Annotated in this window: 19 protein-coding genes; 14 read left to right on the forward strand and 5 right to left on the reverse strand. The window is 33.0% G+C overall.

Annotated features, from left to right (window positions below):
* The first annotated feature begins 44 nt into the window (after positions 1 to 44).
* Positions 45 to 572, forward strand: a complete 528-nt coding sequence (locus tag BM289_RS00410) for a DUF6646 family protein (protein ID WP_091489790.1) — start codon at positions 45 to 47, stop codon at positions 570 to 572.
* 143 nt (positions 573 to 715) lie between these two features.
* Here the strand turns inward: BM289_RS00410 and BM289_RS00415 are convergent, their stop codons facing one another.
* The 5 genes from BM289_RS00415 to BM289_RS00435 form a co-directional block, all read right to left on the reverse strand.
* On the reverse strand, positions 716 to 1,369 hold the full coding sequence (locus tag BM289_RS00415) for a CoA transferase subunit B (protein WP_091489792.1): 654 nt from the start codon (positions 1,367 to 1,369) through the stop codon (positions 716 to 718).
* Positions 1,370 to 1,451: 82 nt separating this feature from the next.
* Entirely contained in the window at positions 1,452 to 2,153 is a 702-nt protein-coding gene (locus BM289_RS00420; RefSeq protein WP_091489795.1) for a CoA transferase subunit A, read from the reverse strand.
* Positions 2,154 to 2,320: 167 nt separating this feature from the next.
* A complete protein-coding gene (locus BM289_RS00425) occupies positions 2,321 to 4,627 on the reverse strand; it encodes a penicillin-binding protein 1A (protein ID WP_091489797.1) in 2,307 nt (768 codons plus the stop codon).
* 10 nt (positions 4,628 to 4,637) lie between these two features.
* A complete protein-coding gene (locus BM289_RS00430; protein WP_091489800.1) occupies positions 4,638 to 5,117 on the reverse strand; it encodes a gliding motility lipoprotein GldH in 480 nt (159 codons plus the stop codon).
* Positions 5,101 to 6,471, reverse strand: a complete 1,371-nt coding sequence (locus BM289_RS00435; RefSeq protein WP_091489802.1) for a PSP1 domain-containing protein — start codon at positions 6,469 to 6,471, stop codon at positions 5,101 to 5,103. The genes BM289_RS00430 and BM289_RS00435 overlap by 17 nt, the downstream gene beginning before the upstream one ends.
* 298 nt (positions 6,472 to 6,769) lie before the next feature.
* Between BM289_RS00435 and BM289_RS00440 the strand changes: the two genes are divergently transcribed.
* The 13 genes from BM289_RS00440 (at position 6,770) to BM289_RS00505 (ending at position 16,838) form a co-directional block, all read left to right on the forward strand.
* On the forward strand, positions 6,770 to 7,081 hold the full coding sequence (locus tag BM289_RS00440) for a hypothetical protein (protein ID WP_091489804.1): 312 nt from the start codon (positions 6,770 to 6,772) through the stop codon (positions 7,079 to 7,081).
* Positions 7,082 to 7,324: 243 nt separating this feature from the next.
* Positions 7,325 to 7,693, forward strand: coding sequence for a hypothetical protein (locus BM289_RS00445; protein WP_091489807.1), 369 nt, complete (start codon positions 7,325 to 7,327; stop codon positions 7,691 to 7,693).
* A 275-nt stretch (positions 7,694 to 7,968) separates the two neighbouring features.
* A complete protein-coding gene (locus BM289_RS00450) occupies positions 7,969 to 9,150 on the forward strand; it encodes an ankyrin repeat domain-containing protein (RefSeq protein WP_091489809.1) in 1,182 nt (393 codons plus the stop codon).
* A 220-nt stretch (positions 9,151 to 9,370) separates the two neighbouring features.
* Positions 9,371 to 10,714 carry an ankyrin repeat domain-containing protein gene (locus tag BM289_RS00455; protein ID WP_244165298.1) on the forward strand — a complete coding sequence of 448 codons (1,344 nt, stop codon included), beginning with the start codon at positions 9,371 to 9,373 and terminating at the stop codon, positions 10,712 to 10,714.
* An 11-nt stretch (positions 10,715 to 10,725) separates the two neighbouring features.
* Positions 10,726 to 11,262: a hypothetical protein gene (locus tag BM289_RS00460; RefSeq protein ID WP_091489815.1), complete on the forward strand. Its 537-nt coding sequence runs from the start codon at positions 10,726 to 10,728 to the stop codon at positions 11,260 to 11,262.
* 400 nt (positions 11,263 to 11,662) lie between these two features.
* The gene (locus BM289_RS00465) at positions 11,663 to 11,944 is read left to right on the forward strand and encodes a DUF6881 domain-containing protein (protein ID WP_091489818.1); all 282 of its coding nucleotides are present in this window, start codon (positions 11,663 to 11,665) and stop codon (positions 11,942 to 11,944) included.
* Positions 11,945 to 12,660: 716 nt separating this feature from the next.
* Complete coding sequence (locus tag BM289_RS00470; protein WP_143102017.1) at positions 12,661 to 13,095, forward strand: DUF6036 family nucleotidyltransferase; 435 nt, start codon at positions 12,661 to 12,663, stop codon at positions 13,093 to 13,095.
* Positions 13,076 to 13,726, forward strand: a complete 651-nt coding sequence (locus tag BM289_RS00475; RefSeq protein WP_091489823.1) for a hypothetical protein — start codon at positions 13,076 to 13,078, stop codon at positions 13,724 to 13,726. The genes BM289_RS00470 and BM289_RS00475 overlap by 20 nt, the downstream gene beginning before the upstream one ends.
* 966 nt (positions 13,727 to 14,692) lie before the next feature.
* Positions 14,693 to 14,905: a hypothetical protein gene (locus tag BM289_RS00485; RefSeq protein WP_091489828.1), complete on the forward strand. Its 213-nt coding sequence runs from the start codon at positions 14,693 to 14,695 to the stop codon at positions 14,903 to 14,905.
* A gap of 36 nt (positions 14,906 to 14,941) precedes the next feature.
* On the forward strand, positions 14,942 to 15,508 hold the full coding sequence (locus BM289_RS00490) for a hypothetical protein (RefSeq protein ID WP_091489829.1): 567 nt from the start codon (positions 14,942 to 14,944) through the stop codon (positions 15,506 to 15,508).
* 9 nt (positions 15,509 to 15,517) lie between these two features.
* On the forward strand, positions 15,518 to 15,718 hold the full coding sequence (locus BM289_RS00495; protein WP_091489832.1) for a hypothetical protein: 201 nt from the start codon (positions 15,518 to 15,520) through the stop codon (positions 15,716 to 15,718).
* 30 nt (positions 15,719 to 15,748) lie between these two features.
* The gene (locus BM289_RS00500; RefSeq protein ID WP_091489835.1) at positions 15,749 to 16,072 is read left to right on the forward strand and encodes a hypothetical protein; all 324 of its coding nucleotides are present in this window, start codon (positions 15,749 to 15,751) and stop codon (positions 16,070 to 16,072) included.
* Positions 16,062 to 16,838: a hypothetical protein gene (locus BM289_RS00505; protein WP_208610221.1), complete on the forward strand. Its 777-nt coding sequence runs from the start codon at positions 16,062 to 16,064 to the stop codon at positions 16,836 to 16,838. The genes BM289_RS00500 and BM289_RS00505 overlap by 11 nt, the downstream gene beginning before the upstream one ends.
* Positions 16,839 to 16,855 lie beyond the last annotated feature (17 nt).

A 16,855-nucleotide genomic window follows, 5' to 3' on the forward strand; every position in this document is an offset into this window, starting at 1 on the left:
TAAAACTTTATTTTTGCCAATCAAAATAATTAATATTAAAATTTATGAAAAAGGTTATTACACTCTTGTTTTTAGTTTCATTCGGATTTATCAACGCACAGAAAGCCTTTACAGGCAAAGGAGACACTAGAGTAAATGTTGGTGCTAATCTACAAGATGGTGGCTCTGGAATTCAGGGATCTATTGATTTTGGTTTAGGAGAAAATTTCTCTTTTGGATTTGTTGCAAACTACCTATTAGGGGTTGATAATTTTAATGGCTTCTACCACGGAAGTAATACTGCTTATAATGATCAAAAACCAGACTTCGGAGATCGTTTTGATGCTAAAGCAAGAATCAATGCTAACTTATCTAGTGTAATTGGAGTGGAACAATTAGACGTTTACCCTGGATTAAGTTTAGGTTTACATAATTTTGGAGGTCATGTTGGTGGTCGTTATTTCTTCACTGACGGATTCGGTGTTTTCACAGAAATCGGATTCCCAATTGCAAAATACGGTTCAAACAATGACCCTTTCTATCATTTGAATAATCAGGCTACTTTTAGTTTAGGAGCTTCTTTTAATTTATAATACTTTGTCGTTTGCCACGAAGGCACAAAGACACTAAGTTTTTTTAAAATAAAACCGCCATATTGGGCGGTTTTTTATTGTTTTTTTCTTAATTATTTACTTTGCGTCTTTTTTGCGTCTTTGTGCCTTAGTGGCAATACTTTTTAGATTAGCATCTCAGGAATTTCTCCTTCAATAATCAAATCAGCTTCGGTTGAAGCGATGATGTGTTCGACTGAAACACCTGGCGCTCTTTCTAAGAGCTTAAAACCTTTTCCTGTTACTTCGAGCACTGCGAGCTCCGTTACGACCTTTTTAACGCATCCTACGCCCGTTAATGGCAAAGTGCATCTTTTTAAGATTTTTGACTCTCCAGCTTTGTTTACGTGCATCATGGCAACAATAATATTTTCTGCAGAAGCAACTAAATCCATAGCGCCTCCCATTCCTTTTACCATTTTACCCGGAATTTTCCAATTGGCGATATCTCCATTTTCAGAAACTTCCATCGCGCCTAGAATCGTTAAATCGACTTTCTGGCTTCGTATCATTCCAAAGCTAAAAGCGGAATCAAAGAAACTTGCTCCAGGAAGCGTTGTAATAGTCTGCTTTCCTGCATTAATAATATCGGCATCTTCTTCTCCTTCAAAAGGAAAAGGCCCCATTCCGAGAACACCGTTTTCACTTTGAAATTCTACCGCTATATCTTCTCTAACATAATTTGCAACCAAAGTTGGAATTCCAATTCCAAGATTCACGAAATAACGGTCTTTTACTTCTTTTGCAATTCGTTTTGCTATATCTTCTTTTGTTAACATATCTCTAATGTGTCAATTTGATAATTAGATAATTTCAAAACGTAATTTAAAAAATTATCTAATTGTCCCTTTTTCTCATTATCTAATTCTTAGCTCTTACTGTTCGTTGTTCAATTCTCTTTTCAAATTTCTCTCCCTGAAAGATACGCTGTACCATAATTCCCGGAACATGAATTTGATTTGGATCTAATGAACCAACTGGAACCAATTCTTCAACCTCGGCAATTGTAATTTTTCCTGCACCTGCCATACACGCATTGAAGTTTCTTGCTGTTCCTTTGAAGATTAAATTTCCAGCTTCGTCACCTTTCCAGGCCTTTACGATAGCAAAATCTGCTTTGAAAGCTTCTTCCATAATATGCATTTTCCCGTTGAATTCTCTGGCTTCTTTTCCTTCAGCCACTTCTGTTCCATAACCTGCCGGCGTGAAGAAAGCTGGAATTCCAGCCTGTGCTGCACGACAACGTTCTGCTAGAGTTCCTTGTGGCGTCAATTCAACTTCCAATTCTCCAGAAAGCATCTGACGTTCAAATTCTGCATTTTCACCCACGTAAGAAGAAATCATTTTTTTGATTTGCTTCTTTTGCAATAACAACCCCAAACCAAAATCGTCAACTCCTGCATTGTTTGAAATACAAGTTAAATCAGAAATTGATGTATTTACCAAAGCTGCAATTGTATTTTCAGGAATACCACATAATCCGAAACCGCCAAACATAATGGTCATCCCACTTTCAATTCCGTTAATAGCATCCTGAACGTTATTTACTTTTTTTGTTATCATAACAAACTGTCTTTATTACTGTATATTTTTTGATAAAAATAAGATTTTTAGATTGAATTATAACGATTTCGTAAAAATAAAACCCAAATAAAAATCCCTTTACTAATCTTATACAAAAGAGCAGTAAAGGGATGATATATAATTAGTTGACTCTTATTGCAACATTATTACAATGCAAATTCATCTGTATTTTGTTCTGTGTCTGTAGTATCTTTTACAATTACTGGTCTTTGATAACAGTCCACTTTTATAGAAAGGTTTGCTGGGCGCTCAAATTCTGCTTTAGAAATCTGAAGGTTTTTATCGGCATAACATTTTTTCATGAAATAACCCCAAATTGGCAAAGCCGCTGTCGCTCCTTGTCCATAAGTCAAACTTTTAAAACGAGCAGAACGATCTTCACATCCAACCCAAACTCCAGTTACTAAGTTCGGAACCATTCCCATAAACCAACCATCAGATTGATTTTGTGTTGTACCCGTTTTACCCGCAATAGGATTTGTAAACATGTATGGATAACCTGTCCAGCGATTATCTCCGCTTCCTCCACCTTGAGTACGTAAACGCACACCAGAACCACTTTCTGTTACCCCTTGAAGTAATTTGATTACGGCAAAAGCAATATCTTTATTTAAAACGTCGTGAGACTCCGGAATCGGTTCGTAAATAACTTCACCGCTTTTGTTCTCAATTCTGCTTAAAAACTGTGGTTTTACATAAACTCCTTGGTTTGCGAATGTACTATAAGCCGCAACCATATCTTCAACTGTAATATCAACGGCTCCTAAGGCAATTGAAGGCTGAACCGGAATTTCTGTTTTAACTCCTAATTTTTTAGTCAATTCTACAACTGCTTCTGGACTTGTTCTGTCAATTAATTTAGCAGAAACTGTATTGATAGAAGCCGCTAGAGCTTGTTTTAAAGTAACCATACCTCTGTATCTGTAATCAGAGTTTCTTGGTTCCCAATCAGCTGTAACATGATGACGTCCTTTATGAATCATAAATGGACCATCTAAAATAGAATCACAAGGAGACATATTCAATTCTTCAATAGCGGTTGCATAAACGAAAGGCTTAAAAGTAGAACCTACCTGTCTTGCTCCTTGTCCAACGTGATCGTATTGGAAATATTTATAGTTAATTCCTCCAACCCAAGCTTTGATTGCTCCAGTCTGAGGCTCCATTGACATTAAACCAGATTGTAAAAAGTGTTTGTAGTAACGGATAGAATCCAATGGTGTCATTGTAGTATCTCTTTCACCTTTCCAAGTAAAGACACGCATTTTTGTTTTTACTTTGAATGAAGCAATGATATCGTCTTCACTTTTATCCATTTCTTTCATCTGAGCCCAACGAACAGAATTTTTCATTGCCTGCATCATGATTCGCTCAGTTTCTGCTTGTGTGATGTTTACGAAAGGGGCATTTTTATTGGTTTTCTGTTCAATAAAAAACTGCTGTTGAAGGTTTTGCATATGTGCTGCAACAGCTTCCTCTGCATAAGACTGCATTCTCGAATCTATTGTAGTGTAGATTTTAAGTCCGTCTTTGTAAATATCATAATCAGAACCATCAGGTTTTTTGTTTTCTGCAACCCATTTCTTCATATAATCACGAAGATATTCTCTAAAATAAGTAGCAATACCTTCACGGTGGCTTTCCAATTTAAACTTTAAAGTAATTGGTAATGCTTTATACTTTTCTTTTTCAGACTCCGTAATCATCTTTGCTTTTACCATTTGACCTAGTACTACATCACGACGGTTTTTAACCCCAACAGGGTTTCGCAACGGATTATAGAGAGAGGAATTATTAAACATTCCAACCAATATCGCCGATTCGTCTATAGTTAAATCTTTAGGGTCTTTTGAAAAATAAGTTTGAGCAGCCGAACTTACGCCAACAGCATAATTTCCGAAATCATAAACGTTACAGTACATCGCTAAAATCTCATTTTTGGTATACTGTCTTTCCAAACGAATTGCAATAATCCATTCCTTTATCTTTTGTACGATTCTAAAAGGCAAAAAGCTAGACCCTCCTTTATGAAATAACTGTTTTGCCAATTGTTGCGTTAGAGTACTAGCTCCTCCATTTGTTCCCAGCGAAAAGGCAGCACGTAGAGTTCCACGACCATCAATTCCTGAATGTTCATAAAAACGAGCGTCCTCAGTTGCAACTAAAGCATCTACCAGATTTTTAGGTAAATCAGAATATTTAAGCTGGGATCTATTCGTTTTGAAGTATTTACCAAGCACTACTCCGTCAGAAGAAATAATTTCTGTTGCAAGGTTAGAATCTGGATTTTCTAAATCTTCAAAAGAAGGCATAGACCCAAAAAAGCCCCAAGAGGCAAATAAAAAGAAAGCTAAAATTCCCAGTAAGGTATATGCAAAAACCCTCCAGAATTTCTTTTTGTAATAATTAATATCCTTAACGTTTTTGGATTGATTGTTTTTTTTAGTAGCCATACCTATTTTTCTAATCTTTTTGTTCTATTCTAAAACCAACGTCTGTAATTCCTTCTAAAGCTTCAACACCAGCAATTTTGCCTGATTTTCTAACGGCTTGTTTGATGTGAACTTGATATTTTCCTCTAAATTTTACGTCTTCTTTGTAATAAAGTTTACTCTCTTTTATGTCTGAAAATCCATTTCCTAATAATGTTCCGTCTGGTTCAGCCATTTGGTATTCTAGGGTATCCACTTTTGTAAATCCGTTTGGCATTTCCATTGAAACAATCAAAAACAAATTATTAAACGGATAATTGTTGTTGTCTCGTATGTTTACAAAAAGATTGTACTTTTTTGTAGAATCTAAAACCGGCAGATTAAAGCTTATAATACTGTCTTTGTGCCAAGCACTTCCAACAGATTTATATTCATCAAATACTCGCTTTTTATCACAAGAAAAAAGAAGTATTGCTGCCAAAAGAAGAATCCAGCTATTTTTTATTCTCATTTTTAGTATTCGTTATTGTTTTTCTAGGTTCAGCAGATTTATTTTCATTTGAATTTTGCTTATTCGGATTGTTTTTATTCGAATTATGCTTTTTCTTATGATTTTGCTTATTAGGCTTATTCGCATTACCATTATTTGGATTGTTATTCCCTGATGGCTTAGCGTTATTCGTATTTTTTTCCTGCTGTGGTTTTATTGGAGTTGCAACACCAGCAGTTTCAGCATTTTGTTTGCGTTTGCGGTTTGGTTTTTTCTTTCTTTTTGGCTGGTCGAAACGAGTCAAACTCTCTTGTCCCATTGCATTATTGAAATCTTTTTCAGGTTCTGCAACCACTTCAAGAGCAAAATCTTCCAGAGACGAAACTTTATTTTTCTGCTTGTTTTCTGCAATAATCTCCTTAACCTGATCAATTTTTAAAACGTGCCAGTTTGCAAAATTGTTGGTATATGCAAACCACATTAATCCTTTAAAAATATCTTGTTTTTGGCAAACAGCATCACCTTTTTCAGTAATCAACTTCGTGTCATAATCCGGAAAATCTTTCAGCGCATCCATGTAAGTGTCTAACTCATAGTTTAGACAGCATTTTAATTTTCCACATTGACCTGCCAATTTCTGCGGATTCAATGATAACTGCTGATAACGCGCTGCAGAAGTATTTACACTTCTAAAATCAGTCAACCAAGTTGAGCAGCAAAGTTCGCGTCCGCAAGAACCAACTCCACCTAAACGAGCCGCTTCCTGACGGAAACCAACTTGCTTCATCTCTACTCTGGTACTGAATTCTTTCGCAAAATCTTTAATCAGCATTCTAAAATCGACACGATCATTTGCTGTGTAGTAAAATGTTGCTTTAGAACCGTCTCCCTGAAATTCGATATCCGAAATTTTCATTTCCAGTTTGTGCTGAATCGCCAATTCACGTGCACGAACTTTCATTGGTTCCTCACGATCGCGGGCAACAGACCAGATATCAATATCTTTTTGAGATGCTTTTCTATAGATTTTTGGCACATCATTACTTTCGTAATTCACTCCTTTTTTCTTCATTTGAATCTTTACCAATTCGCCTGTAAGAGTAACAATCCCAATATCATGACCTGGCGACGCTACAGTTGCTACAATATCGCCAATACTTAAAGTTAATTTTTCTGAATTTCTAAAAAATTCCTTACGTCCGTTTTTAAAACGAACCTCAACACAATCAAAAATCGCCTCTCCATTAGACGGACTCATGTTCGAAAGCCAGTCAAAAACCGTCAATTTATTGCAGCTATCGGTGCCGCAAGTCCCATTATTTTTACAACCTTTTGGTGCGCCACCATCTGAGGTTGAACAACTTGTACATGCCATAATTATATATGTAGTGCCACCAGAATGTGGCTTAAGTTCATAAACGTTTGATCGGTAAAGATAGTATTTTTTTTATTTGGCTATTTATAGATTAATTCTAAAGGGTTGTTAAATAAAAAAATGCTTTGATTTAAAAAAATAACATTTTAAAAATTCTATGCTTTTACTATTCTTTTCTGCTTTAAACAGCAAACAAAACAAAAGACTTATTCTTTCTTTTTTATGACTTATTATGGTCATTTAGAATAACTTTCAATACTATTTTGCACTTTTTGCAATAACTTAAATCTATTAAAAAATGGAAGATTTGTATTTTTCAATTGATAAAAATGTCAAAAAAATTTCTCTAAAATTGCAACGTAAATCTTGGGAATTAAATATTCATGGATGGAATTTTGAAATTGACTTACTTCAAGATTTATTCAAAACAAATTGGGCAGATAGAAAAACAATTAAAGTTGGAAAATCAGCAAATACAAGTGCGTATTGGACTATGGAAGGAGAAAATGTTATAATAATGACAGGTAATGATGATGAGACTTGGGATTTTGCAGTCATCATTTCATCTAAAAAATTAAATGATATAATTGGAAAATTCTGCAGCATTTAAGAAAACAGATAAGATAAAAAATGATTAATGACTTAGAAAAGTTTAGAGAAAAAGAGTAATATGGTAGAAAACATCACATTTATATTTAATAGTAAAGTAGCACTAGATATGCTTTTATATAATGCTTCAAAATCAGAACAATTCAGGAAATCAAGAAAAACCAGCCGTTTCATATTTATAAGCATTATTTTGCTGATCAGTTTACTTTTTATAAAATTTAACCTCCTTATTTCAGTTTGTTTCATGGCATTAGGAGTCATCTCGTTTATCGTTTTTCCTCAATATCTGGGCTATTACTATAAAAAGCATTTTTCTAAAATAATTAAAACGGAAGACTATAAAAACCGTATTGATCAATCGTTCAACATTTCTTTCAACAATGAATTTATTGAAGTTAAAAATAATCATATTCAGGCGAAACACAACGTTGGAAATTTTGAATACATATCTGAAACTAACGAATATTTTTTTATAAAACTAAAAGCTGGTGATTTTTTAGCTTATCCCAAAGAACAGATTAATGATTTTGATACACTTAAAACCTATTTTAAAAACATCTGTACCAAAAATAAAATAGAATATAAAAATGAATATGGCTGGAAGTGGAAATGAAAAATCAAAAAACTCCAATCAAATCAGGATTTCATATCCTATTTTAATTATTGCCATTATAATTTCATTTGAATCAATGTTTCTACCAAAATCTAAATTAAAAAACTCCCAAAAACCCTATTCTGTAAGTTTTACGACTTAAACTGTCATTTTTAATTTTTATCCTGAAATATATTTACGAATTTTATGTTTTATCTTACAGCATCATTTGCGAAGTCAATAATTACAAAGCAAATTGCTATTAAAATTTATCATCATTTTTAAATATATTTCAAATGCAAACACAAAACCAGATTGAAAATTTCCTTTTTCAGGGAAAATTTGACGAGGCCAGAGAATGTCTAAATAACGGAGAAACTTTTAACGAACAATATCTTAAAAACAACTTTTCTCAAATCGCCGCCAAAATAATCGAAGCCAAAGAAATTGATTTTATCGAAAGATTCATAAAAGCCGGTTTTATTGAAACGGATATCTACGAATTGGACAGTTTTGATAAATCAATCTTCAATCCTCTTTCCCGAAATATCAAAAATGATGATGCATCTCTTTCTTTCTTCAAAGAAATCATGTCAAAAGTCGATAATGTGAATGACGAAATCAGTGATCAGACTTTGTTGGGATACTGCATCGAGAAAGAAGCCGTTCCGGAAGTCATTAAAATCTTAATAGAAGATTTCGGCTGTAATGCCAATTATAAAAACAATGCACAAGAAAATTTGATTCATAAAATCGTAAATAATTATTCTTTGAATGCTGAAAAAGGTATAGCGTATATCAAAACCCTTCTTGAAAACGGAGTTGACATCAATGATAAAAATGTAGTTGGTACAACGCCTTTGATGTACGCTATTAAAAGGCATAAAAAAGAATACATTCCGATGTTATTAGAAAACGGAGCTGATCCAAATGAAAAAGACAATCAGGAAAACAGTTCGTTTTATTATGCTGTTGGCGAGCAGTTTTCGATTCCGATGTATGAAATTCTGGCCGAATCATCTTCAGCCGATTTCAACAGCATCAATAAAGACGGAAGAACTTTGCTAACTGAATTTATCCGAATGATGTCTGATTCTGAGTATGACCTAAATTCACTTCAAAGATTATTATCAGATGGTGCCGACTTAAATCACTGTGCTACTTATTACGGAAATCCAAAATCGGGTATTGATTATATTGCTGAAAAGAAATCGGGTATTCTAAAATCGGCATTAGACAGCGGATCGATTGATGTGAACGAACAGGACAACGAAGGAAATACCATTTTACACAAAGTCTGTGCTTTCAATGTAAACTATGACGCAGAAGCTGCCAAAGAAATTTACAGAAAAGTAAAACTGCTTCTTGAAAATGGCGCTGATAAAGATATTACAAACGATAAAGACGAAACCGCTCTTACGCTTGCTTCTACAGATAATTTGAAAATAAAAACGGTTGAGCTTCTAATGAAAGCTTAAACTTTTCCAGATGGTTAAATAAAAAACAACTTAAACACATAGAAACATAGATTTTTATTTGTGAACAAAAGAAATTAGAAAGAAACTAGTTTCTTACGCATAGTCCCGATAGCTATCTGGAATGTGAATTTATGCAAGTGAAACGCCTTCTTTTAAGTTTCCAGAGAACTATGTTTCTATGTGTTTAATAATAATTATATAAAACTAAGATTCTATGTCAATGTCATTTATAATTGCCTGCGAAAACGGCAACCGAAAAATAGCTGAATTGTTACTTCAAAACAAAGAAGTAGATGTAAAATATACCGACGAAAAAGGAAGAACCGCTCTTCATTATGCCGCACACAGAGGTTATCTGGATATTGTGAAAATATTGTGCGAAGACGGTGCCGATATCGATTATGAAGATCATGCGGGAGAGACGCCTTTGTTCTTTGCTTGTCTTCAAAAGCAAAAACAAACTGCTTTGTATCTTTTGGAAAACGGAGCCAAAATAGAAATCAATGATAAAAACGGTAATAGCCTGTTGCACTTGACTGTACAGACTGCTCAGGTTGAAATTGCAACAAAGTTGCTTGAGGCAGGAGTTGATGTTAATTTACTGAATAACAATGGAGAAACTCCACTTCTACTAGCTTCGGCAAGATTAAACAGAGAGATTATACAATTACTTTTAGACAAAGGTGCAGACATTAATGTGACCGATAAACAAGGCAATACGCCATTGCTTTATGCTTGTTACACCAAATCATTACCTATGGTAACTTTACTTTTGGACAACGGTGCTGATGTGAATCATGCCAATCATTCGGGCGAAAATGCACTTTTAATTGCCTGTTATGAAACCAATAGGATACTGGCGAAATTATTAGTCGAAAGAGGCGCTGATGTATTTACTTCCAATAACAATGGTTATTCTCCAATTTGGTACGCTTGTGCGAATAATCAAAAGGAAATTGTGGCTTTGTTTTTAGAAAACGGAGTTGATGTCAATTACAGCAAACCAGTTGCAGGAGACACTTCGTCTATGAACGATTATCTGGATTGGGTGGTAAGTGCTTCAAACATTTCCAACGATTCGAGTTTCACATTAAACAACAGTTACAATTATGGCGGAGAAAGTCTGCTTCATGTTGCCACCAAAAAAGGAAACCTCAGCATGGTAAAGTTAATTATTGAAACCGGAGCCAATATCAATATTCAGGACGAATCTGGAAATACACCTTTGCATTACAGTGCCGCAAACGGAAAAAAAGATGTAGTAAAATATCTTCTTGACAACAAAGCTGATGCGTCTATCGTAAACGTAAAAGAACAAAAAGCAATTGATTATTCGAATGTAAAAGGCTTTAATGAAATTACAGAACTGATTCTAAAATATGCTCCATCAGGAACAGTTGTAACTCCAATTCAGACCACACAAACTGAAACACCAAAATCCGAAGCTTCAAATTCGATGGAAACGAAGAAAAAGGCTTTATTAGATTTGAAAGAACTTCTAGATGCCGGAATTTTAACATCAGAAGAATTTGATGCTGAGAAAAATAAAATTTTAAAAGGATAAATAAACACGAAATGAAAAAAATCTTAAATGCCACAACTCTATTTTTAGTATTAATTGCTATCGTTTCTAGCTCTTGCAATAACCTTTCGCCAGAAAAAACTTTTGAAATAGCGGGATTAAATTCCAATCTATTGTCACGTTTTGGTGGTAAAGAAATAAATGAAAAACTACAGTCGGAACCACAAGTTTATGACGAAAGCCAGAAAAAGATGATTCCTTCTACTTATTACGATGCTTTCAAGTATGATATCAGCAATCTGGAAACTCGATTTCAAACTATTAAAGATATAGCCGAAGACGATGACAATAAAGAATTTCTTCAGGCATCAAAAGACTTGTTTACTTATGCAATCGCCAAACAAAAAGAAGGTTATTTGCCCATTGCAAAGATGAAAGACGAAAAAGCTTCTCCTGAACAAATTGAAAAAGCAATTGCCGATTTTGATGCTTCAACCCTAAACGACATAGATGCCAAGTTTACAAAATTGATGAATGAGGCAAAGGCATACGCCGAAAAGCATAATATTAATGCCAAAATAGGCATTTAAAAATCTGATACGAAAATTTAGATTAAAGTAAAATCGGGCATACTTTGTCCGATTTTTTTTGCTGTCATTTAAACTGATTCATTCCAACAAAATAAACCGTTTTTTCTTCATAAAAACTTCAATAATATATTCTGTCTTATTTTATCATTTTTTTGCCTTATAAAGAACAACCATCACTTAATCAGCAATTTAACTTTGTAAACAATTCCTTTTTTATTATTTAAATTATTCTTGCTGTTAGTAATTTAAAATATTCACACAACTTTTAGTCCAACTAAATCTTTGATTTCATGCAGAAGACAATCCCTCAAAAATATATTTACAATAGCACAAAAATGAGAACTTAGAGATATTAAAATTGTTGAATTAGCAACAATAAAACGTACTTAAAACAATGAAGATGGCATATTATAAAATTAATTGGAGAAATGAATTTGTTGAAGAACCTTTTATGTGTTTAATTGAAGTTGATGAAAATGGTTTTGAACAAAAAAAAATAGAGATTTATAATAATCACATAATGAAAATAGCTTCGAATAAATTTCAAAGAGGAACATTTTTAAGTCCTGATAAATTTTATTTTGAAGACTATAATTATGAATCATATAAAGAAAAGATTTCTGTTGTAGAAATTTCCATAGTTTACTTTAACATGGAATGGAACAGGGCTATTCGTATCTAGACTTATTTTGATACAGTGATGACTTCTAGTAGCTGTTTTGGGATTTAGATTTAGATATTTTTATCTGATAAAGAAACGATTGAGTTTGATTAAGAATTTAATATAAATACTTATAATAAGTGATATCAAACTATGGACTATAAAAATAATTTAATAATTAAGATTATAATTTCTGCGTGTTCGATTCTTTTTGCGGGATATCTTTTGTATATCATTTTACGACATGGTAATTACAACGGAAATGGAAGACTATTGATTTGGCCAATTATGACACCTATCATCGTAAATTTTATAGTATTTAAGCCCGACAATCTCTCTACGTGGCCCACTTCCAAACGAGGAACTTTTGTTTGTATGGTAACATTTATTCCGCTAATCCTAACAGTAGTTGCTATGTGTCTAATTGGAATGCTATTGGGGTAAAATTTTAAATTTTATTATTACGATAACGCGGATTTGCACCCGAGCGATAGCGAACTGAGGAGGTAATCCGTGCACCTAAAGTATATCTGCACTCCCGCACGAATCCTTTCGTGTGGCGTTATAGAAAGTAAAAGTCTTTTTTAAAGAATCAATATATGAAATGAGTAGAAAATTCAAATTTTATAATCCTGATGGACTAAGTTGGAACGTACCACACGAAAGGATTCGTGCGGTAGCGGGGTGATAATTGAAATAACGATGATTACGAAAACAAACAATAAATTAGAGATATAATGTTACAACCAATAATTTTATTGAATAACTATCAAATAAGATATTTAGTAATAGGCTCATTTGCAATGTTGTTAAATGGTGTTTCTGTAATTCCATCTGATTTAGATTTATGGATCGATTATAAAGACGAAAAAAACAGACATCTATTTAACAATTTCCTCAAAGAAATAGCAAAAGGAGAAACAATAAAAGACGAAGAGTTTTTTATTCATTACAAATATGGACTGTATTTATATAACTTTTTATCAGTCGCAAGTGGTTTGGAATTCGAAATGGCATATAACAATAGTACAAAAGCAGTAATTGAAAATACAAATTTAAGATGCTTAAGTCTCGACGATATTGTCCTCAATAAACTTGCGGTAAACAGACCTAAAGATGCATTAGATATTATTAAAATAAAATCATTTAATCATGGCAGAATTATATATTAAAGTTCAGGGATTATATTCCTGGAATGAAGGAAAATATTCGGTAGAACCAATTGATTTTAATAAACTGATTGAGAACTCTGAACGGATTTTATCTACAGATTTCATGGATGTCGATACAAAATCAATTACTTATTACAGCATAGATGAAATCTCTTGTCGGCTTGGAATACCTTGGGAACTATTAACCCTTTTTAATGGCATTAATAAAGAACAAAAGTTTTCTAAACTATTTTTGGAAGATATGGATGATTTAACCTCAAAAGTTATTTCAGGAAAATCAGAATTCGATGCTTTTACCATACCCGAATTATTTGACGTAAATGAAGTCAAAATATTTCCATATTGGATGTATTATTATGATCCTCCTATAGGCGTCCGTGTCAATGGCTACAATTCTAATGTTCCGCCAAATGATGAAGAGAAAATAGATCGTAGTGTTTTTGAACGAAATGAACTTTCTATTAATCCCATTCTGTTAGAATCATTTTTAAACAGAATCACAGACCGAATTATTCCTTTAAATATTTTTTCGAACAAAGATAAAATAGTAGCATTTATTGACAAGGCTTTGGCGTATTGCGAATTTGCAAAAATTTACCATATTAGAATCCTATATGATAGTGGCATGTGATGCAAAAACTGAAATAGAATTTTACTAAATATTCCATCCCCCCGCTCCCGCACGAACCCTTTCGTGTGGCGTTATAGAAAGTAAAAGTCTTTTTTAAAGAATTAATATATGAAATGAGTAGAAAACTCAAATTTTATAATCCTGATGGACTAAGTTGGAACTTACCACACGAAAGGGTTCGTGCGGGAGCGGGGCTTTAAAAGAATTGAATGCATTTATAAGCACAGCACTTATGTCTGTAGAAAAAAACACATTGCCTTTCAACACTTACCTCAAAAGAATTTAGAAATATTCATGTAAATAATTAATCAAAATATGAACTATAAAAAACTGAAAATTATATTTATTGGAATACAGTTAACGCTATTATTACTCTGTTTTTTTTACAGGTCCTTTATTGGCTTTTATGCTTTGATAAATGGTGTTATTTCGGTAGCGCTAGCACTCAAAATCTATAATGGAAAAATAGGTCCAGCTTTTGTTTTTGCCCTATTTATGGCAGGAGCTATCATTAGTTTATTACTGTGTGCGATAATTTTTGGCTTCAATTTCGATAGGTTCCAGTAATCTTCAACTTGTTAGGCATTTCTCGTTCGCTCAGATTTATCTCTGCAATGATAGCGCGGATTTGCACCCGAGCGATAGCGAACTGACGAAGTAATCCGTGCACCTAAAGTATATCGACAAAGTGAGATTAAGAGAAGATAAAAGCTATGAAAACAAATTAAGATTTACCAATTGGAGCGGGCACAGATTGCAGTCAGAAAAGAATTAGTACTAAAACACTATGCAAAGAATCTTTAGAAAATACCAAAACTAAAATGAAAAATCAGGTATATTTTGTCCGATTTTTTTTAATTTAATAACTTAGTAAATTAAAATCTCGTAATGAAAAAACTTATAGTACTCTTTCTACTAACAATCCTAATTTTTACGGTACTCACCTTCTCCACCGCCAGCTTACAAATGAAGGTCGACGGAAACGATATGTATGGTTTTCCGGCTTCGTTCTATGTTCTTTATGGTGGAATGATGACTCCCTCTCCTACAGTAGAAATGACGAGTTTTCATTTTCTGAATTTAGTCCTTGATATTGCAGTTGCTTTTATATTGGCAGTTATCGTTTTGATGTTTTATCAAAGAGTGGTAACGAAGCTTATTAAAATTGGAAAAAAATAAAGTGTTTCTAAAACGCAGATATCAATAAATGGAAATATGAAACTCGAACATGTTACAGTCAAAAAAGATCTAAAAAGAAAAACCAGTATAAAGGAAATTTACTCTGGTCTTACAATTCATATAATAATTTTAGTATTGGCTTATTTACTGGCTGTAATATCTTTTTATAAAAATCTATTTACTGATTTTACTAAGTTTTCCTTTTTGGTAGCTTTGAGTTATTGGATTATATTCTATTGTAATTCTCAGAAAATCATTGACAAAAATCAATTTAAACAATACACAGTTGTAGGTTTACTTATTGTTATTTTAAGTCTAATTCTATTAATTATAACAAATAATCGTTTTGAGAGTTTCAGCATTACGGCATTTCCTCTTTTTTATGTTGGCTATTTTCGCATATTAATATCCCTGTTTTATAAAGACTTTACAACGTTCTCAAAAAAACCAACTGTTCTTTTTGCATCAAAAGGCAAATGGACAAATGAAAATTCAGATTACTTATATGTGACCACAAAAAAAGAAATAATATTTTCTAACTTACTATTTTTTGGACCTATTGTAATTCTAAATTTGATCGCATACTTTATAATCAATGCTTAAAACCACTAAATGATGTTTGATCTTTTAACTATACTAAAACAACATACTGCCGTTTTAGAAAATAATCTCAAAGAGCTTAACCTTGATCAAGGAAAAAGCATTGCAATTGCTTTTGCCCAATTCTATTTCCTGATGCCTGATGTAACAGAATGTTTGGAAAATCGTTTGGGTATAAAAACTACTAAAGACCAGTTTATTAAAGACTTATAAAATAATACCACTTGATATATTAAAGAAGCTTTGGAAAAATATGATACCGAAACAGATGAATATGCTGATGATTTTGTCGAGTTGGAGCCTATGGAAGTCAACATCCTGAGCGGACTTGAAAATTGCATTTATAGTCTGGAAAAACCACAAAATACCCCTTCTAATTTCTTATTAATTATTGATATTCTGGATTATTATGAAAATTTCTCAGACAAACCCGAATATTGGAATAAACTGCTTGAAGAAGAAATTCAGTTTCAAAAAGAAATAGCAGAAAAACTTTCAAATGGAGAAAATCTGAATGAAAATGTTTATTTTGAACGATATAAAAATGTGTCGTTTGATGAAATTTAAAAAAACGATTATGATTAAAAACCTATTTTTTACAGCTATAGTTTTAATGCTTATTTGCTTTTCAAGCTGTAATAAAACAAAAGAAAAAACCGAAGCTGTTCAGGTTTCAGAAATGCCAACCGTCGAAGAAGTGCTTGAAGGTGATACAACTTCAGTCGAAATAAAGAAAAAACCCGAAGACTTCATTCCGAAAGGTTATGTTCCTTTTGACACCATTACAGGCGATTTTAATAAAGACGGATTAGAAGATTATATTCTCATTATCAAGGGTACCGATAAAAGTAAAGTCATTACAGACGAATATCGTGGTCAACTAGACCGAAACCGTAGGGGAATTATAGCTTTAATCAACAAAAATAACGGCTACGAACTGGCAGTTAAAAATTACGATTGTTTTTCGTCTGAAAATGAAGAAGGAGGCGTTTATTATGCTCCCGAACTTGACCTCGAAATAAAAAACGGAAAATTATATATTGCTTACCGACACGGCAGATACGGCTATTGGGAATATACTTTCAGATATCAAAACAATGATTTTGAACTGATAGGTTATGATGCCAGCAGTAATCATGGACCAGTTACGCTTACCGAAACCAGCATCAATTTCCTGACCCGAAAAAAGATTGTCAATCAAAACGTCAATGAAAACACATACGATGGTGATGAAATTTTTGAAAAAACGGAAACCAAACTTCCTCCAAACAAACTCCTTAGATTATCTGACATCAGCGATTTTGATGAATTAGATGTATCAGATAACCGATAAAAACCTCATCAATACGA

Origin of the sequence: Flavobacterium phragmitis (genome assembly GCF_900112575.1) — a bacterium.
Taxonomy (GTDB): Bacteria; Bacteroidota; Bacteroidia; order Flavobacteriales; family Flavobacteriaceae; genus Flavobacterium; species Flavobacterium phragmitis.